This is a genomic window from Pseudomonas sp. C2.3V (assembly GCF_058536325.1).
The window spans coordinates 586,189-605,122 of record NZ_JBZUBN010000002.1; the positions used below are offsets into that span (position 1 = coordinate 586,189).

The following is an 18,934-nucleotide window of genomic DNA, read 5'->3' on the forward strand; positions in this document are numbered from 1 at the left end:
TGCTTAACGACTGGAGGTATGAGCATGACAAGATCGAACCGTCTTTTATGGGGCGCTTTAGCGCTAGGCGTCGTAACAGGTATGCGTAGCATGCTGGCTCCTGCAATGGTCAGTGAGGCGCTTGCCAGGCGTTCGGCTGCTACCAACGCAGACTCCTTGACCCGTACGCTGGTTAAGTCCAGAGCGCGCCATCTCCTGATACCGCTTGCCGCAAGTGAATTGTTGGGCGACAAACTTCCATTTGCCCCCGATCGGACAATCGCACCGTCAATGATGGTACGGGCGCTGTCAGGAGGTGTGACCGCTGCAGCCTTGGCGGGGGCGCAGCGGCAGCCTGCTTTGGTCCCCGCTTTGATCGGCGCAACCGCTGCCTGCATCTCGGCAAAAATCGCCATTCGCCTGCGCAAGCGTTACGGCAGCTCCGGTGCAGTCATCAACGCAGCCTTGGGGCTCGCCGAAGACAGCTTGGCACTTGCTATTGGTAACGCCGGGTTGAAGCGCGACTTAGGTAAGGGCTGAGGTTTGCTTTTTAGCAACACAGGGACAAACCTGCAGAAGGCGCAGGCGAGTCCCTGAAGGTATCGGCAACTGAGCGGGACTGGTTACAGCTCCTCAGTCTCGCCCAGCTCCTGGTCAGCTCGTTTGCAACGGTGGAGTACGCGGGGGAATCATGCGGCGCGATCCGGTTGATTCGAAAGCCGCTGCAAAACGCAGCAGGGAGGAATCATCGTAGGCACGTCCGGCAAAGGTCAGGCCTACCGGCATACCGATATCGGCCATAATGCCCATGGGCACCGTTACGGTAGGTATGCCTAAGTGACGAATCGCAAGGTTGCCATTGGCGACCCAGACGCCATTGCTCCAGGCGATATCGGCCGACTCGGGATTCACGTCAGCATCGGCTGGCCCTACGTCTGCAACGGTCGGGAAGATGACGGCATCCAATCCCAACTGGGTCATCCAGTCTTCCAGATCGATCCGGCGCGTCTTTTCTAGCCCTTTCAGTCCTTCAGGTAACGTGGCGATCTTATCCCATGGCGTGATGCCGCGCTCGGCCATGTTCACATACTCGTCCATACCGGCCGCAAGGTCACCTTCCCGGTTGGGTAGGGTGCCCGGGTCATGGGGAAAGATTTGTGGGCCATCGACGTCCACCAGACGGTTCAGTTTGGGATCCCCGTTGGCCTGAAGAAAATCGTCGAACGCCCAGGCCGTCAGCTCCCACAGTTCGTCATGAAGAAACTCTTTCGAGACGAGTCCACGGTTGTATACCGTTGGCGCGCCGGGACGGTCGCCTTCGCAATTGGAAACCATCGGGAAGTCAACCTCGACCACTTCGGCACCCGCGGCCTCAAGGGCTTGTCGAGCATGCTCCCATAGTGCGACGACTGAAGGTCGGGTATGGATTCGTTGCCCAGTCGGACCGCCGATACCCGGGTTTTCACTGGTCCCTGCCTCGGGGTCTGCATTTATGTACATGCGTGGAACACCAAACCGCTTGCCAGCAAGGGCATCAGGTTTTGCGGCAAGCTCCCTATACGTGGCGGGCCGCACCGAAGAGGCGCTCGGGATTGGTACCCAGGGCTGCATCCGCCACAGATCGCCGCGTGTTTCCGGGTCATCCGCCACGATCACATCCAGCACTTCCAGTAGGTCTTCCATGGTTCTGGCAAAAGGCACAACCACATCCATCGTCGGGGTCAGTGGCCAGTTACCACGTACCGAGATTACCCCCCGTGAAGGGGTATAGGCGCACAAACCATTATTCGAAGCAGGGCCTCGTCCGCTCGACCATGTTTCTTCTGCAAGGCCGAACGCGGCAAAGCTCGCTGCGGTAGCTGTACCTGCACCGTTGGAGGAGCCAGAGGCGAAAGGCGCGGTCAGGTAATCACCGTTGTATGGACTTTCCGCGCGACCATAAACGCCGCGCTGCATACCACCATTCGCCATAGGGGGCATATTGGTTTTGCCCAGGCAGATCGCACCCGCCGCCCGCAGACGCTCGATCGTGAACGCATCGCGGTACGCCACCAGATCCTTAAAGGCAGGGCTGCCCGAGGCGGCAGTCAGCCCTTTCACCAGATAACTGTCTTTTGCCGTATAGGGGATCCCATCCAACGGACCAAGTGTTTCGCCTCGGGCGCGACGGGCATCGGATGCTTCCGCTTCCTTGAGGGCATCAGGGTTACTGACCACGACAGCATTCAGGGCCGTGGGCGTATCAAGACCATCATAGGCTTCGATCCGGGCAAGGTAGGCATGAACCAGCTCAACCGCTGTGGTACGGCCTGACTCAAGCGCCTCACGTAGCGCGGCAATGGAAACCTCGGTTACTTCAATCATGCTGCCACCACTGGATGCGTAAAGGTGATGTGAGAGTGGTAATCCAGAGGCTTGGTGTTTTTCCTCTGGGTATGAGGCTCAAGAACATCATGTAGGTTGGAGTCAATTCTCATAAGGATCCTGGTCAAATAACAGATACGACAGAAGCTGGAACCAGAAGCTTCTGCTCGCACACGTGTTTGGTCGCTCTGCGCACACCGAGTGGCTGATAGGTGACAAGTGTATCAAGTCAACCGACGAGGAGCCTCCTGGTCGATAGGCGCCAGTGCAATGATCTGAAACAAGCACACCGCGTCGCCCGTTTCAAAGGTAAAAGCCTAATCTCACGCAGGACAGTTTGCAGCGACCCTGTAGCTCTGCCAGCTATAGGCGGAAGTATCGCTGGATAGCATCTATCAGCAGCTCTACGGCTTCATTGCTTTCCCTGGCCGGTGGGCGGACCAGTACCACCTCGTGGTCAGGCATGATGGGTAAGTCCTCGCGTATAACCATTCTTTCGGTTACCCGTGCACGATCCATGAGCGTAACGGCAAGCCCGGCCTCGATACAGGCCCTTATCGCCTGGCTGGAGGCACTGTCTAACACTACCCGCCATGGCCTTCCTGCCGTTGTGAGGGTGCTTATCATGGCTTCGCGGTAAGGGCAATCCGCTGCGTAAAGCGCCAGTGGTACAGGATCGTTCAACGTGGCGGGTAGCACTGCGCTTCCTACCCAGACCGGAGTCGTGGAGGTGAGTACCAGTGCGTCGGAGCCAGCCGCGCGAGGTTGGGTCAGCAATGCCAGATCAAGCTTTCCCTGCTGGAGATGATCGCGTAGCGTAAAACTCGGTGCGGTGGTTACCTCCAGCACTACATTTGGCCAGGAGGCTGTGAAAATGGGCAGGATGTCACCAATGACATGGGCGGCATATTCATCAGGCATACCCAGCTGAACACATCCAATCACGTGCGGACCATGTAACTCGCCCATAACCCTGTCATGGGTTCGGAGCAGCTCAGCGGCAGACATAAGCAGTCGCTGCCCAAGCGCTGTCAGGGATACCGACTGGTTATCACGCTCAAGCAGGCGCCCCCCAGCAATGGTCTCCAGCCGCTGAATATGCACGCTGATAGCCGCAGGGCTTTTATGAAGATGCTCGGCCGCCAGCCTGAATTTTCCCATCCGAGCTACGGTATCAAAGGTTCGAAGCAGCTCGATATCAAGGGTTGCGTTCATCATTTAATATTTGTAAACCATTAAGTGATAAAGTTTTGATTTATTAGATTAGCTGGTTTTCGTAAGGTCGGGTGATGAATCAGACCACTCGAACGACCCGACCCCTTATCAGCGCTCTCTCAGGCGTTCTAGCTCTCAGCAGAGCGCCTTTACTCCTGCTTGAAGCAATGATGGTCATTACGTGGAGTTCGGGCTTTGTGGGTGCCCGTTTTTCAATCGATTACGCACCTGCGCTGCTGGTCGTGTTCTGGCGGTGTGTAGTGGTCACGCTTTTCCTGTTGCCGTTCGTGATCAAAACGCTTCGATGTGTTCACCCCGCCGTGCTCCTGCAGCATGCGGGTATCGGCCTGCTGGCTATGGCAGGTTATCTAATCGGTGTTGTCCAGGGCATTGCGCTGGGTGTTCCGACAGGTCTGGCTGCATTGTTTGCCGATCTACTGCCTATCGGTACGGCACTGCTTAGCGTTACCGTTCTGGGTCAACGGCTTTCGGGCAAGGTATGGCTGGGGCTGGCCATTGGTCTTGGCGGAGTGCTACTGGTTACCTATGACGCCCTGGCGTGGGGGGATGCGCCTTTATGGGCGTATGGGCTGCCCATATTAGGCATGCTGTCCCTCGCGGTGGCTACGTTATGGCAGAAGCATTGCAAGCTTTCTCATCCACTTGGATTGCTGACAACGATGTGGCTGCAGTGTGCGGTATCTGCAGTGGTATTCGCTGTGCTTGCAGGCTGGCAGGGTAGCCTCTGGCCCATTCCAACGGCAGGTTTTGCATTGAGTGTCTTTTGGACCGCGGCAATTTCCACCCTTGGCGGCTATGGTCTGTATTGGGTGTGCCTGCGGCGCTCATCACCCACACGGGTAGCCAGTGTGCTCTACCTGAGCCCAGCGGTTACGCTGGTATGGGCATGGATGATGTTCGGCGAACCGCTCTCGTGGCTTATGTTGATAGGTGCCGCTGTTTCCGCAGGAGGAATCCTGTTGGTCGTCCGAGCGGACAAATCGTAAGGCGGCCTCATGACTCGATCATGGTACGAATGCGTGTAGCCATTATGTCCATGGCGAAAGGCTTGGTCAGCACCGCCATGCCCGGCTCCATTTGCCCTTCGCTCAGCAGGCTTTTTTCGGCGTAGCCGGTAATGAACAGAACCTTGAGGCCAGGGCGCCAAACCCGTGCTGCATCAGCGACCTGTCGGCCGTTCAGGCCACCTGGCAAGCCTACATCGGTAATTAACAAATCGATGCGCCTATCCGAGTGCAATATCTCAAGGCTAGCCGCACCGTCGCCAGCTTCGAGGGCGATGTACCCAAGGTCTTCAAGAATTTCCATGATCAACGTACGAACCGTAGGCTCATCATCCACCACTAGAACGGTCTCGCCCGGCTCTGAGCGGGGAAACTCTGTAGCTTCGGCAAAGCCGGTCAAGGGGGTGATAGCATTGCCATAGTAACGAGGCAGGTAGACACAGACCGTAGTGCCTTCGCCCAGTCGTGAATTGATTCGGACCTGTCCGCCCGATTGCTGGACAAAGCCATAGACCATGGACAATCCCAGGCCGGTGCCTTTTCCGATTGGCTTTGTTGTAAAGAATGGCTCGAACGCCCGCTCAATGACCGCGGGAGGCATCCCGGTTCCGCTGTCGGTAACACTGAGCGTGAGATAGTCTCCCGGCGGTAGATCGTGCTGTCGCGCCGCGTACTCATCAAGAGAACGGTTGGTCATTTCAACGAGGATACGCCCGCCTTGAGGCATCGCGTCGCGAGCATTGATGCACAGGTTAAGTAGGGAGTTTTCAAGTTGAGGCGCATCGACCAGCGCAGACCACAACTTCTCTGGGGTATTCATTCTTACGGGCGTCGCAGGGCCTACCGTACTTTGAATCAGCTCCTGCATACCCAAAACCAGCTGTCCGATACGGGGGTCGGCTTGGGATCCAGCGTCTGGCGCCGTGAAAAAGCCAGGAGACGGTGGGTAAGCGACGCCGCACGCTTGAGACCGTTTTGGGCCATGCCCAGATAGCGCTCTAGATCATTCAGTCTTCCTTGCTGTATACGGATCTGCATCATATCCACTGACCCGGAAATGCCAGCCAGCAGGTTATTGAAGTCATGGGCGACACCGCCTGTCAGCTGGCCGACGGCTTCCATCTTTTGTGCATGACGCAAGGCTTCCTGCATCGAAGCCAGCTCGGCTTCTGCTGCCTTTGCTGCCGTGATATCCCGTCCGGTTGCATAGATCTGCCCGGCAGAGGGCGCCGCAACCCAGGAAAACCAACGGGTGGAGCCATCCTTATGGCGATAGCGATTCTCCATTTCAGACAGCTCGCCGCGTGCAGCTCGTTCATAGGCTTCCAGCGGCGAAAGAGCGGTATCGGGTATCACGAGTTCACTGACGTTCTGTCCGAGCAGTTCTTCCGGTTCATAACCCAGGATACGTGTCCAGGCGGGGTTGACCTTACGGAAAATGCCCTCGTAATCGATCACCAGCAAAAGGTCGGGCGAAATCTCCCAGAGGTGATTCAGCTCTATGGTTCGCTCGGTTACCTGATGCTCAAGATTCTTTTTCTGTCCTTGCAGGACCTCGTCTGCATGGCGGCGAACGGTAATGTCGCTTACTGCGCCAAACCACTCGGTAATATTACCCGCCGCATCAAGAAACGGTATGGCTCGTGATTGCACCCAACCTATACTGCCATCAACGCGCTTGACCTGATGCTCCAGACTAAACAACTTCCTGGAGGTTATCGCTTCGTTGAGGGTTGCCTTCACGTGGGGCTGCTCGTCAACGGGAATATAATCGGTCAACCAGTTCGGATTGGGCGAGGATGTATCCTTCAAAAAGCCACGCCCCTTCAGCTCGTGCATCTCCTGCCAATCCCCACTCATGGAGTACAGCCCCTCGGACGATGCACTGACAAAGGCACTCAGGCGCGCCTCGCTGGATTTTGCAGCCAGCACTTGCCGCTCCAGATCGGCATTGGCCTGAAGCAGCTTGCGCTCGGCCACGATACGGCCCGTCGTTTCCGTCACAACCAGAAAAATACCTGCGACATGGCCATCGTCATCCCATAACGGGCTATGGCAGTGCGTGAAGAATGCTTCCTGCTGTACCCCGTTGCGATTGGGCGTGTATCGGGTATCCTCTACAAAATAAGCCTTCCCCGAAAGGACATGATCAAAAATCGGAGTCAACTGATCCCACATCTCAAGCCACCATTCCTTGGCGGGTCTTCCAAGATTTCCAGGGTGCTTGTTACCCAGACTTGGAGCGTAGGCATCGTTGTAAAAGGTAATCAGATCCGGACCCCAGTGCACCATCATGGGAAAGTCGGAGCTGAGTACTATTCTGATGGCTGCCTGAAGCGACAGGGGCCAACCTTCGACAGGGCCTAATGGAGTGTTCTGCCAATCAACGGCCCGTAATCGTTCACCTGCCTGACCGCCTCCCACGAGACAAGACTGCTTACCCATCATACGTTAGCGTTTAGCCCTAGAGGAGAAGGAATTGCAGGGGCAAATGCCCGCCGAGTGATCGAAATGGCTGTTTAGACCTGCTATTTAGCCTGTCTTTTATACATCTCAAAATCAAGCGGCGTAACGTAAAGACTTTGCAGTAGAAGGGATTTCATCGTCCCCAAAAGCGATGTGGTACGGATAAGATCCTTCAAAAGCTGAGCGGAAGAAGCCGTGCGGCATTCCTGCCGACGTGCTCATGCGCCTAGTTGGTGGCCGCGTGAACATGAGGGTTATAGGTACGGATTTCAGAAAAGGCTGTTGAGGATTCAGTCGATCAGACCGAGATGAAACCAGCCTGACTGGTTTCATCTCCAGGCGTCACACTAACTGGCCCATTGAGAGTTTCGAATGACGCTGCAGAAATTCAGGGGAGCGAATTGAGGGTCTTTGTCAGCGATAACATCTGCCTTGACATTGCCGAACGTAGTCTGAGGTTTGTGTTTTATTCCCTCGTAAAAGGCCTGAATAATCTCTTCCTTGAAACGATTGCCTCGAGGATGGGCATTGACGATTGCTTGTCGTTGCTCATCGCTGTATTCCGGGTAGGTTAGCCCGAGCACGTCCATCTCTACGCCTGCCGTGACCAGGGCAATCAGCGGATGCATGTGCTGGGGAATGCCCGGCGTGGTATGCAGTGCAATCGAGGCCCATACGGTATCGATATCCTGTTGGTTTATCCTGTGGCTTGCCAGAAATGTCTTGGCCGCGTTGGCACCGTCTACCTCAAAGCGCTCGCAGGCGCTGCTGTGCTGATGCGTCAGGCCCATGTCATGGAACATGCAGCCGCAATACAAAAGCTCCGCATCGTATGTCAAACCGCGCTTTTGCCCGGCCAGCGCCGCGAAGTAATAGACCCGGCTGGAGTGGTGAAAGAGGAGGGGAGATGCGGTATCTCGAACAATCTCAGTAATTTCCCGAGTCAATGCAGTATCGGGGATGCTAATGCCATCAATATTAATACTCATGCAAACTCTCCGGCAAAGGGGGGAAAACAAAGTTTCACCCGTTGACATCATGTCCTCAATTGCAGTATTGCGTTAAATCCTGCCATTATCCGTCTGAAACAGACGTGTAGAGGATTTCAATGACCAGACTTGTCGCCATCCTGGCGCTTCCCGGTGTGCAGCTGCTCGATGTGGCGGGTCCTTTGGATGTTTTCGCACAGGCTAACCTTGATTCAGGTACCCCCTCTTACCTGTGCAGAGTGATTGGGCTTGAGTCAGGTCCCGTCCAAAGTTCGTCAGGTGCACGTCTGTATGCAGACGGCGTTGTCAATGAACAGCCGGAGCGCTATGACACTGTTCTTGTCGCAGGGGCGCCGCACATCTCCAACCTCAAACCAGACCCGATCACTCAGGCGTGGATACGCGGTGCAGCAAAGCGTGCGCGGCGCTTTGGTTCTGTCTGTACAGGTGCATTTGTTTTGGCTCACAGTGGCTTGCTCGATGGGCGTCGTGTCACTACTCATTGGGCTTGCGCACCCGCGCTGGCACAGGCATATCCCAGCGTCCAGGTCGAAGAGGATGCTATGTATATTCGAGACGGTAAATTGAGAACATCAGCAGGGGTGACGGCAGGTCTCGATCTTGCCCTGGCACTGGTAGAAGAAGACTTGGGCCGGGACATTGCAAGACAGGTGGCTTCTCAGCTGGTTATGTATTTCAAGCGACCCGGAGGGCAGCTCCAGTTCAGCCGGCATGGACAGTCCAGTGTTGGCGGTCGGTCTGTTCTGCAGGAAACACAACGGTGGGCCATGGCAAACCTGTCATCACCGTTGTCAGTCGACGCGTTAGCGGCTCATGCAGGTATGAGTTCCCGACATTTTGCGCGATTGTTTTCAGCTGAAATCGGTGAAACGCCTGCGGTATGGGTAGAGCGTGCGCGCATAAGCGCTGCTCGTTTGCTTTTGGAAGAGCAGGGCGATGTGCCCAAACAAGTCGCTACCAAGGTCGGCTTTGCCAGCACCGATACGTTGCGCCGAGCCTTCATGAAACACGTGGGCATTACTCCAGCCGAATACCGTAAACGCTTTCATGCATGAGGGGCTTAATGCATAAGACATAAAGCCGCTACCGCACTACAGTTACATTCACATGCTCGGTCTGCCCGGAATCATCCAGTACGCTGATCTCGTAAGCTCCCGGCCTGGGAAACGTGTAACTCAATTGTTCCGATTGCTCTGCCACCGGTTCGCCGTTGACGAACCACCAGCGTGAACCTTCACCACCCTGCGCGGTTACAGTGACGGATACGAGGTCGGATTGTCCGGCAGGCGCTTGTAATCGTGCACCATCACGTAGCCCAGTAATTTGTAATGGACTGGCTGCAGTGCCAAGGGTAGGCGCACAGCTTGAATCGATTGATGGCAGACGGGACGTGCGTCGCTCGCGCGCGGCCAGCCAAGGTTCGAGGGACGCAGGCCAAGCCAGGAAACGTACCGGACGTGCGCCAGAACATGATGGCGCCACCTGCTTGCCTGCCTCGTTGACCCAATAGGTCTCATCCAGGCCTTGACCCAAGGGCTGGTCAGGAGCTTGCATTGTGGGAGGCGTCTGTTTGTCCAGCGTGAAAGCCCAACGTCGGACTCGACAGTTTTCATCACTGGTCGGAAGCGGTTGTCCCCCAGGCCAACAGATGGATTCCACCCCAACGCTTGCTGGTCTGGTCTGTATGGGGGAGAGACGTCCTCGCTGAGTATCCCGATTGAGCAATATATCGTTGACCTGAAAGAGCAGCGGGGCGGCTGAAGCAAGGCCAAACTGACCTGCTACCGGTGTGCCGTCAGGGCGACCGATCCAGACGCCAATCACATAACCTGGCGTAATGCCGATCGACCACGCATCCCGAAAACCATAGCTGGTTCCCGTCTTGTAAGCCAGCGCTGGAGGCAGTTGGGCTTCATCCAGGAGGGGATCTGAGCGGTCGGCCAGCATACGCAGAACGATCCAGGCAGCACCGGGCGACATCAACCGTCTTTCCATCACAGGCTCTTCTGGACGAAACCGCAGGCGGGCTACCTTTCCCTCGCGCGCGAAGGCGCTATAACCACTGGCCAGATCTTCCAGTCGTGCGCCGACACCGCCCAGTATCAATGACAGATTGGGCTCAGCGCCTCGAGGATAAAAGAGCGGGACGCCTGCACTACGCAGTTCACCGGAAAACCGCTTGGAGCCATAGGCCTCGAGCAATTGCACCGCAGGGAGATTGAGCGACCGATGTAACGCCTCGCTTGCAGCGACAGGGCCACTGAAGCCTGAAGAGAAGTTCCCGGGCCGGTAATCGCCAAAGCGTCGAGGGACATCTTGCAGCAAGGATTCCGAGTGAATCAGACCTGCGTCCAGTGCCTGGGCATACAGGAAGGGCTTGAGCGTGGAGCCGGGTGATCGTATGGCTGACACCATGTCGACATGGCCAAACCGACGATCATCCGTGATATCGACAGAGCCCAGGTATGCCTTTACCGCCATGCTCCCGTTATCAACCACAATAATTGCAGCTGAAGTACGCTCCGGTAGACGGGCCCGCCAATCAAGGAGCAGCGATTCGAGGCGCCGTTGCAAGGCAATGTCGATGGTCGTGTGGATCGCTGGCGACTCTCCTGGCGTATTCAGCCGACGAGCCAGCAGCGGTGCCTGGTCAGGCGATTGCCGGGGCGCCAGCCACACAGGTTCTTCCATCGCCTCTTTTACCGCTTTGGCAGGCCATACCCCTTCGCTGTCCAGTCGAGCGAGCACTTTGTCTCGCGCCGCCTGTGCTCGTTCGGGAAAGCGATCCGGCCTCAAACGACTTGGCGCTTGTGGCAATACCGCAAGTAGTGCTGCTTCGGCACGTGTAAGGTTGACAGGTGACTTGCCAAGATAGGTCCAGCTGGCGGCGGCGACCCCTTCCAATGTGCCGCCGAAGGGCGCACGGTTGAGGTACAGCGTGAGGATTTCCCGTTTGGACAGGTGCCACTCAAGCTGAGCGGTCCGAAACAGCTGGCGAAGTTTTCCCGCCAGAGTCCGCGAGTGTGGATCGAGCAAACGGGCAACCTGCATGGATAGCGTGCTACCTCCCGAGACGACCCGCCCACTTGAGAGGTTCAGCCAGGCGGCACGTGCGAGCGCAGCCGGATTGATGCCGGGGTGCTGATAGAACCAACGGTCTTCATACGCCAGTAACGCGTCGAGGTAGTAGGGCGAAACGGTATCTGGCGTAGCGGGATAACGCCAGATACCTTGCCCATCAGCGAACCGGTAGAGCGGCTCGCCGTCTTCGGCCAGAATGACATGGGCAAGCCCATCGTCAGGTACAGGTAGCGGCCAAAGCTGGTCAGCCAGCCATAACATTGCAGCAAGCACTGAAAAAAGGCTCAGCGCGAGACGAGACCAGTACTTTGCGGCGTGCAGGCCTTTTTTCATGGCTACACAACTCGGGAGGTCTGCCGCTTAACGCGGCAGAACAACCAGTTGATCAGGGGTAGCACCCAGCGCTTGCCAGGCAGGGCGATACATGGACTCCACCTGGGGTGGCGGCACGAGGTAGCGTCCTGGTGTAACCGCCCGCGCCAGGTATACCAGATGCGTAGTGCCATAGCCGTTGACATCTACGGCGGCAACATAACGATCATCCCGGTACTCCTGATGCTTGAGCGTACCGTTCTGCATCGCCTTTACCCATTCACGAACGTTGCTGCCGGCATCCTCCAGGCTGGCTGCGCTTTGTGCCAAGTTCTGGTTTTCCAGCTCAAGTCCTGCCGGTAGCAGATCGACCACCAGCGCATCGGGTACACGCTGATGAGCCCGTACGGCAAGATGCACAAGCACAAGTTCGCCGCTATGAAGTTGGGACAGATTGACCGGACGGCCATCCATCCCCAGGTAGCTGCGCTCGATGCTCAGGTTTTCGCTGGTAGGCGCCGGCGCCTGCATCCCATAACCGGTCACAGTCATTTGCTGGTACACCACCGCATCACCCGTGTTACGTACCGAAAGCGGTGTATTGAGTTCGGCACCATCGATGTGCTGCGTTACGTCACGGTTATCGGCCAGTTCGCGCGGGGCTCCCGCCAGGATCAATTCGACTTTCCAGGGCTGGGCCGGTTTACTCATGACCGAGCGACCCGCGAGATACAGCCAGTTTCGCTCTTGCGTCGACAACCACCGATGAGTGGACAATTCCTCTGCCAGCGCGAATAGGCGCTGGGTACGTTGGTTTGCCGCCAGGTCATTTTCTTCGAGCAGTGCCAGAATCTGCGCCTCGTCACGCAAGACACTACCGTAGTCATGGAACCAGGCCTTTGAGGCGCGAACCTGTGCAAGTCCGGCCGTCAACGCTTGCATTGCCCGGTCATTATCACCCATGCGCTGCAAGGCAATGGCAAGATGGACCAAGGGCAGGCCGGACGCTGCAGCTTCACGGCGATCAAACAGGCTACGCAGTGCACCAAGCGGTGCCTGTTTGCTGCGTGCCAGTACATAAGCCGCATAAGCCTGAACGGCAAAGCGGTCATGTGTGGCGTTTTCGCTATACCCTACATCGATCTGATTAGGGTCTTGCAGATAGCGCAGCAGCCGTTGTGTTGCCTTGTTCAGAGGTTCGGCGGGTACAGCAAAGCCTCGCTCCCGGGCCCGTAGCAGGAAGTCAGTGACATACGCTGTCAGCCAGTACTCTTCTGAACTTTCTGCGCTCCAGAGACCGAAGCCGCCCGAGTATCGTTGCATTCCTAGCAGTCGATCGATTCCCACCTCGATCTTGCGGCGGCGATCGCTCTCCTGCTCACCCTGAATGCCGAGACGCTTGAGTGATTCGGCGTCTGCATAAAGAGAGGGGTAAAGCCCACTGGTGGTCTGTTCGAGACAGCCGTATGGGTAGGCCTCAAGTGCCTTGATATGCTCGGCCAGATTAAGCGGTGGCTGGCTGGATACTGCCAGCATGGCTTCCCGCGTTTCTGGAGCATAGGCTTCAAGCACCGATGCCGGTAAGCTCCAGGAGGGTGTGCTGGCGTCCAGCGCGACAGAGAATTGGTCACGGCGTGCCGGATAGGCCGGGCGAACACCTAGCGTCCAGTCGCGGGACAGCGATGAGCTACCCTCTGGCATCACCAATCCCGTGATCCGAACGGTAACCTTGCCTGTCCCGTAACCCCCAAGCGCTTTTACCGGTACCTTGAGTGTTACGCGTTGTCCTTCTTTCAGGGCAAGGGGCTTATCAACGGTTTCCTGCAGCGCCAGACGTCCTGAAACCTCGGTTTTGACTATTAGCTGCTGAGCGCGTCCGGAAAGGTTTGTCACGTCCAGAGCCAATGTCGTTTCGTCGCCGCTTGCAAGGAAGCGAGGCGCAGCCAACTCAGCTACCAGAGGTGCCGCAACAGTAACCTTGCTTTCACCCGCCCCGAACCGGTCTTCTGTCCAGACCTGAGCCATGACGCGCAGCTCACCGTTGAAATCTTCAACCGGCAGGCTTACCTCGGCATTACCCTCTGCATCGAAGGTTACTGCCTGACTTTGCTCAGAAAGAATTTTTACCTTGGTAGGGGGCCGCTTGCCCCCGGCCGACAGGTCAGCGTCACCACCAAAAGCCAGGGCTGCCAGGCGGCCACGGCCTGCCTCGATCAGCTGGCCATACACATCGAACTGATCGGCCGTGTAGGCCTTACGGCCAAAGAAGGCCGAGAAGGGGTCCGGTGTGGTATATCGAGTGATGCTCAAAACACCGGTATCGACAGCCGACACCAGAACGTGCGCCTGTTGAGGAATCGATCCATCGGCGTTGCGTGCCTGCAGGCGGACCTTTAGCGGCTGGCCTGGCTCCATGCGTTCAGGTGTATTCACCGTCAGGTTCAGGCGACGAGCCTCACGGTCCAGCGGGAGATGGAGCAGGCCTACCGCACGCTTGGGGGTAACACCTGTCTTGGCTTCACCCGGGCGTATAACCAGCGCCGTGACATACAGATCATGACGAGACCAGTCTTTGGCAATGGGCACATCAAACGTCTTGCCGCCTTCCGGCACTTCGATAGGCTGCCACCAGAGCGGACCCTCAGCGGACTCCACGAGCAGATAACCATTACCTGCTGTGGGAGGCGTGACAGTGATGCGAGCCTGATCGCCCGCGGGGTAGGCTGGACGGTCGAGCGAAAGCTTAACCTGGTCAGGCCGTACGCTTCCGTTGTCGGTGTTGTCCTGCCACCGATAGCCTGCCCAGAACCGAATACTGCTTACCAGGTCGGTCTCCGAGTCTTCCACTTCGACCCGGTAAGGACCCCATTCCACAGGAAAACTGACCTTCGCTGAACCGTTTGCCGCAATATCGATCGTCTCTTCAGACATGGTGATGGCTTTTTCGTTGTAACGACTACTCCAGCCTTCATCATCAGAAAAACCCCAGTAATAGTCCCTTCGTTCACGGACCAAACGGACCCGTAGCTGGCTGGCCTGTAGTTTCTTACCCTGCGCGTTGGCCATAACGATCTCAAAGCCCGCCTGGCTATCTGCATCGACCTCGCCGTCATTGAATAGAGGGCGAATTCCGGGAAGGTGTTGAGCGGGCCAGACCGGTTGGACAAGACGACGTGTCACCGGTCTGCCGCCTGACTCCTGCAGGCTGGACTGCAAAATCAACTGCAGGGGCGAGCGCGCTTCGCTCCAACGGGTATCCTGGGAAAGAAGTCCGCGTCCTTTGGTATCCAGCGTCAGGTCATCCAGGTCAAGGTCCTGGCTGAGGTCGGCCTCGGTAATGGAGCCGAATTGATAACCCGGCAGGGTTGCCGCGGCTTCGCGAAGTGGTCTGACATACAGCTGGCTGGAGAGGGTATTGCCATTCGCGGGTGCTCCGTACAGGTAGCGGCCGGTCACGTTGACTTCAAATGGTTCATCGGGAGCCAGCGGCGCGTCTTCACCCTTGAGCTCAAGCGCCATGCGCTCTGGAAGGAAATCTTCGACGGAAAACTCATACAGTTGAGGCGTAGCCCCGTCTACCTGCATGACCAGTTGCCAGCGGCCGGTGGGCGCTTCTTCGCCCAGTTGCAGTTCATATTGGTAAAGACCATTTGCATCAGGCTTCCAGACGAAGCGACGGCTCGTCTGGTTATCCGGCCGACGAACCTCGACCGGGACCGGGTGTGGTGGCAGCGCATGTCCGTCTCCGTCGCGCAATAGGGCATTCAGCAACACGGTCTCACCGGGTCGATACAGGTCACGAGGGCCAAATACAAAAAACTGCTGCGGTTGTTGTCTTGGGCCATCGATCTTGTATTCAGCCAGATCCAATGCGGGGTTATCCAGTCGCAGTAGGCTGGTTTGCCCATCATGCTGAGCCAGCAGCACGCGTGCGTTACCGTTGACGGTAAGCTGCGCATGTCCTTGGGCATCGGTCTGGGTTTCAGCCAGAACTGCACTGTCTTTATCCAGTACCCGAATGGCAATCTTGCCCAGTGGCTCTCCGCCGCTTAGAGCCTGAGTGAAGATATCGATCCGATCCCGATAGCGATGGGCCGACAGGCCGATATCGCTCAACGTCAGCAGCGTAGTCGACTGTTGATAGTCGTATTTGCCGGCCTGTTGCATCACGGCCAAATAAACGCCGCTTTCCTTGAGGGGCTCTATTCCAGTCAGGGGCAGCAGTACGGTTTCCCGGGTATTCAACTTGGGTGACAGGTTGAATCGGCCGGTATAGACCAGCTCTGCCATTGGCAGTATTTCGCTCGACTCCCAATACCCCATTGTGGCTCGATTACCCCACTTGGCAAGGAAGGCTGGCAGCGCATCGGGCTTGATGCGAAAAAAGTCGACATTGATTTTATCGACGTTCAGGGCAATGACCGGAAGCCCCTCGGCCAGTCGTGTTGGCAGGAGTGAGCCACGACTGGCGAAGCCAACGCTTGGGGTAATGTTTCGCGTGTTGAGTGAGGTGGTGTAAGGGGCATTCAGCGCGTTGTCATTGATGGCTTTTAGGCCCGCATCAATGGTCAGAGTAAGCTCACGCTTGGGCTGCAAATGGCGCAGCCGAAGCTCCATCTGGTTATCCGACAGTTCCCAGGCGCCATCAACCGGGCCGGCGGTCTTGTCTGTCAGATGAAGGTACTGATGAAATGCCTGTTCGCGTTGCAAGGGGACTGAAAACGTAACCGACAATGTGCTGGCACCGTCCAGCTGAATCTCAGAGGCGTCAACCACAGTCAATGCTCGGCCAGCGTATCGCTCGGCTGTCTGGGCAATGTCCTGAGTTTTTGATACCGGTGCCGATTCGGCTGTTTTAGCATCAATAGTCGCAGATGCAGGCGATCCGGATGATTCAGGCGCGGTCTTGGATGTAGATCCCGTTGGCGCATCCTGAGAGGCGTCGCAGGCGGCAAGCAGGCACAGAATCGCGCTGAGTAATATCCCTTTGAGGCGCATGTTAGTTCCATTAACAGGTCGGGGCGCGGATCATACTCCGACTGACCCTGGCAGGAATATGGTTTGCGCGCCAAGGCTTAACTATTTTTATTTTTGCTTTTCAAAGGATGGTTGTTAGTTGATACGTGCCACTGTGCAAAGCATCGAGGCTACCCGGTGTGAGATATCTGAGGTGCTTAGGTTCTTGAGAAGGCCTCTGAAAATCGGCCTCGCTGTTTGAATAAGCGAGGCCGAATGTGTAAGCCACAAGCTAGCGGTATTGTTGATATTCAGCAGCGTGGCCAAGAAAATCAAACGATCAGGCCGTTATTTCGATTAGATTGCCATCGGGATCCCTAATCACCGCTTCGAAGAAGCCATCGCCCGTCCAGCGTGGCGCGGATACTAGCGCCTGTTCGCCGTCCATATGCTCAGCAAGTTTTCTGACGGCGTCTTCCGATCCCAGCGAGATGGCGATATGGGCCCAGCCTGTTACAGGTGTGTCTGAAGAGATGGTGGCTTGGTTCAGTCTCGGATGCGTCATCAGTTCGATAGTCGGTCCGTCGTCTAGAGTGACGAAGCGAGAAATGAAGCCTTTGTTGGTCTGGCTGTGGTAAGGCTGACCGATGCGGGCGCTAAACGTCTGATGCCAGAAATCGGCGGCCCGCTCAAGATCAAGTGTCCATAGGGCAACGTGTGCAATCTTCATAGCGCCTCCTGAATGTGTACGGTCTGTACCGAGCAGCCTGATTTTCGAAATGCCTTCAGGCGCGGCTCGACCTGGTTGTTTGTTTCAATCACCAAATGATCGATCGCCTCGCTGGGGATCACCTGATAGGGCGCCAGGGTGTCGAATTTGTCGGCAGATAGGGTAATAACCGTGGCGTTGGCCGCGTTCACCAGGGCGCGCTTGAGCTCCGCTTCCTCGTAGTTGAATGCCGTCACGCCCGTTTCAAAACTGAGCGCGCAGGCTCCCATGAAGTAAATGTCTGCGTGAATAGCCTGAATTTCCCTCAGTGCTTTTGCCCCCAGGCTGCCACCAGCTTTTGAATCGAGGCGGCCCCCGATCAGGATCGTCTCTATCCCAGGCCTGCTCAGTAGTGCTTCGCCAATAGCGGGCGCGTTGGTGATGACTGCGAGGTTGGCCTGTGAAGGAAGGGCCAACGCAATTGCCCGGTTGGTTGAGCCTGCATCCAGAAAAATCGTCTGGCCTGGACCGACCAATGCTGCCGCTGCTTCGGCCAGCACCGAGAGGATAGGTGTGCTGTTTTGAATACGTTTATTTAACGGGCCGGGGTCAGGGGCAACAGACAAAGCGCCCCCATATACTCGACGGCACAGTCCCCTTTGAGCCAGCTCGCGTAGATCTCTGCGAATCGAGTCTTCAGAGACGTTCATTTCTTTTGCCAGATCCGCTGCGATGACCCGCCCTTGAGAATCCAGGCGCTGGAGAATCACGGACTGACGTTCATGAGGAAGAATATCTTTAAGAATAGGCATGATCGTGTAATCGTTCGAAGCTTAAATCGTGTGTAAACAAGGATAAACATGCAAATAATATTTGTATACTCGTGTTTTATGCATGCTTTAGCGGTCACGAGAATCGCTTACGTACGAAAGCGTTGATAGCCACGTATCATTCAAAGCATAGTCCTGCGCAGCCGTATTCCCCTTCACCTTGAGCTGGCGCTTTATACTGGCATCAGCTTTTAATCGAACCTAAACCCAACTATCTAAAAGGACAGCTTATGAACCTTGAGCTCGAAGGCGCAAAAGTATTAGTCAGTGGCGGATCTCGTGGCATCGGTCGGGCCATTGTCGAGTGCTTCGTTGCAGAGGGTGCCCGGGTTGGCTTTTGTGCCAGAAGCGAAGCCGGTGTCGCACAGACAGAGGCAGCACTGGGTGATCAGGTATTTGGGCGCGTGGTGGATGTTACCGACTCAGATCAAGTAGCGCGCTGGGTCACTGAGTCAGCAGAGCGAATGGGCGGCCTGGACATCATCGTGCCGAATGTGAGTGCTCTTGCTGGCGGCGGAGAGTTTAGTGTCTGGAGGCAGGCATTCGAAACGGATTTGCTGGGGTCTGTAAGTTTCTTCAACGCAGCCTTGCCCTATCTAAAGATCTCCGACGCTGCCGCCGTGGTATTGATTTCTAGTGTCTCGGGCCGAGAAGTGGACATGTTTGCCGAGCCCTACGGTGTATTGAAGGCAGCCTTGATTCACTATGGAAAAACCCTTTCAGCACGACATGCTTCCGATAGAATCCGTGTAAATACCGTTTCGCCAGGCAACGTCTACTTTGAAGAGGGCGTTTGGGGCAGCATTGAGCGTGATGCTCCTGAAACATTTGCGAAGTGTCTGGCTGCCAATCCGATGGGGCGTATGGCTACGCCAGAAGAAGTAGCCAAGGCCACGGTCTTCCTAGCCAGCCGCGCTGCAAGCTTTACAACGGGTACCAACCTACTCGTGGATGGAGGTTTGACCCAGGGTGTTCAGTATTAGGAAC

The 18,934-nt window shown here is 56.4% G+C and carries 11 protein-coding genes and 2 pseudogenes; 4 read left to right on the plus strand and 9 right to left on the minus strand.

The genetic code is table 11. From position 1 onward, the window contains the following. The first annotated feature begins 24 nt into the window (after positions 1 to 24). A complete protein-coding gene (locus tag AC4LF3_RS22470; protein ID WP_491836778.1) occupies positions 25 to 519 on the plus strand; it encodes a DUF4126 domain-containing protein in 495 nt (164 codons plus the stop codon). A 114-nt stretch (positions 520 to 633) separates the two neighbouring features. On the opposite strand, the gene AC4LF3_RS22475 is transcribed toward AC4LF3_RS22470, so the two are convergent. Together AC4LF3_RS22475 and AC4LF3_RS22480 are read right to left on the minus strand one after the other, a co-directional pair. After that, positions 634 to 2,343: an amidase gene (locus AC4LF3_RS22475; protein ID WP_491836779.1), complete on the minus strand. Its 1,710-nt coding sequence runs from the start codon at positions 2,341 to 2,343 to the stop codon at positions 634 to 636. Positions 2,344 to 2,706: 363 nt separating this feature from the next. Next, positions 2,707 to 3,558 (minus strand): LysR substrate-binding domain-containing protein, encoded by an 852-nt coding sequence (locus AC4LF3_RS22480; RefSeq protein ID WP_491836860.1) that lies wholly within the window; start codon positions 3,556 to 3,558, stop codon positions 2,707 to 2,709. Between the two features lie 155 nt (positions 3,559 to 3,713). On the opposite strand from AC4LF3_RS22480, the gene AC4LF3_RS22485 reads away from it, so the two are divergent. Next, a complete protein-coding gene (locus AC4LF3_RS22485; protein ID WP_404628049.1) occupies positions 3,714 to 4,565 on the plus strand; it encodes a DMT family transporter in 852 nt (283 codons plus the stop codon). Positions 4,566 to 4,572: 7 nt separating this feature from the next. Here AC4LF3_RS22485 and AC4LF3_RS22490 read toward each other — a convergent pair. The 3 genes and pseudogenes from AC4LF3_RS22490 to AC4LF3_RS22500 form a co-directional block, all read right to left on the minus strand. Continuing rightward, positions 4,573 to 6,047, minus strand: a pseudogene (locus AC4LF3_RS22490) (ATP-binding protein). 99 nt (positions 6,048 to 6,146) lie between these two features. Then, a pseudogene (locus AC4LF3_RS22495) lies at positions 6,147 to 7,031 on the minus strand (PAS domain-containing protein); the annotation flags it as partial. A gap of 365 nt (positions 7,032 to 7,396) precedes the next feature. Beyond that, positions 7,397 to 8,038 (minus strand): HD domain-containing protein, encoded by a 642-nt coding sequence (locus tag AC4LF3_RS22500; protein WP_491836780.1) that lies wholly within the window; start codon positions 8,036 to 8,038, stop codon positions 7,397 to 7,399. A 119-nt stretch (positions 8,039 to 8,157) separates the two neighbouring features. Between AC4LF3_RS22500 and AC4LF3_RS22505 the strand changes: the two genes are divergently transcribed. Continuing rightward, entirely contained in the window at positions 8,158 to 9,114 is a 957-nt protein-coding gene (locus tag AC4LF3_RS22505; protein ID WP_491836781.1) for a GlxA family transcriptional regulator, read from the plus strand. 28 nt (positions 9,115 to 9,142) lie between these two features. Here the strand turns inward: AC4LF3_RS22505 and pbpC are convergent, their stop codons facing one another. The 4 genes from pbpC to AC4LF3_RS22525 all read right to left on the minus strand — a co-directional run bounded on the left by pbpC (position 9,143) and on the right by AC4LF3_RS22525 (position 17,929). Then, positions 9,143 to 11,473: a peptidoglycan glycosyltransferase PbpC gene (gene pbpC, locus AC4LF3_RS22510; protein WP_491836782.1), complete on the minus strand. Its 2,331-nt coding sequence runs from the start codon at positions 11,471 to 11,473 to the stop codon at positions 9,143 to 9,145. A gap of 27 nt (positions 11,474 to 11,500) precedes the next feature. Beyond that, the gene (locus tag AC4LF3_RS22515; RefSeq protein WP_491836783.1) at positions 11,501 to 16,450 is read right to left on the minus strand and encodes an alpha-2-macroglobulin family protein; all 4,950 of its coding nucleotides are present in this window, start codon (positions 16,448 to 16,450) and stop codon (positions 11,501 to 11,503) included. A gap of 298 nt (positions 16,451 to 16,748) precedes the next feature. Further along, entirely contained in the window at positions 16,749 to 17,138 is a 390-nt protein-coding gene (locus tag AC4LF3_RS22520; protein WP_491836784.1) for a VOC family protein, read from the minus strand. Continuing rightward, complete coding sequence (locus tag AC4LF3_RS22525; RefSeq protein WP_491836785.1) at positions 17,135 to 17,929, minus strand: DeoR/GlpR family DNA-binding transcription regulator; 795 nt, start codon at positions 17,927 to 17,929, stop codon at positions 17,135 to 17,137. The genes AC4LF3_RS22520 and AC4LF3_RS22525 overlap by 4 nt, the downstream gene beginning before the upstream one ends. Before the next feature lie 248 nt (positions 17,930 to 18,177). Here AC4LF3_RS22525 and AC4LF3_RS22530 point away from each other — a divergent pair, with 248 nt between their 5' ends. Then, positions 18,178 to 18,930, plus strand: a complete 753-nt coding sequence (locus AC4LF3_RS22530) for an SDR family NAD(P)-dependent oxidoreductase (RefSeq protein ID WP_491836786.1) — start codon at positions 18,178 to 18,180, stop codon at positions 18,928 to 18,930. Positions 18,931 to 18,934: the final 4 nt, after the last annotated feature.

Coding starts and splice junctions, on each gene's coding strand:
- AC4LF3_RS22470 (WP_491836778.1), top strand. CDS start 25: ATGACAAGATCGAACCGTCTTTTATGGGGCGCTTTAGCGCTAGGCGTC.
- AC4LF3_RS22475 (WP_491836779.1), bottom strand. CDS start 2,343: ATGATTGAAGTAACCGAGGTTTCCATTGCCGCGCTACGTGAGGCGCTT.
- AC4LF3_RS22480 (WP_491836860.1), bottom strand. CDS start 3,558: ATGAACGCAACCCTTGATATCGAGCTGCTTCGAACCTTTGATACCGTA.
- AC4LF3_RS22500 (WP_491836780.1), bottom strand. CDS start 8,038: ATGAGTATTAATATTGATGGCATTAGCATCCCCGATACTGCATTGACT.
- AC4LF3_RS22505 (WP_491836781.1), top strand. CDS start 8,158: ATGACCAGACTTGTCGCCATCCTGGCGCTTCCCGGTGTGCAGCTGCTC.
- pbpC (WP_491836782.1), bottom strand. CDS start 11,473: ATGAAAAAAGGCCTGCACGCCGCAAAGTACTGGTCTCGTCTCGCGCTG.
- AC4LF3_RS22515 (WP_491836783.1), bottom strand. CDS start 16,450: ATGCGCCTCAAAGGGATATTACTCAGCGCGATTCTGTGCCTGCTTGCC.
- AC4LF3_RS22520 (WP_491836784.1), bottom strand. CDS start 17,138: ATGAAGATTGCACACGTTGCCCTATGGACACTTGATCTTGAGCGGGCC.
- AC4LF3_RS22525 (WP_491836785.1), bottom strand. CDS start 17,929: ATGCCTATTCTTAAAGATATTCTTCCTCATGAACGTCAGTCCGTGATT.
- AC4LF3_RS22530 (WP_491836786.1), top strand. CDS start 18,178: ATGAACCTTGAGCTCGAAGGCGCAAAAGTATTAGTCAGTGGCGGATCT.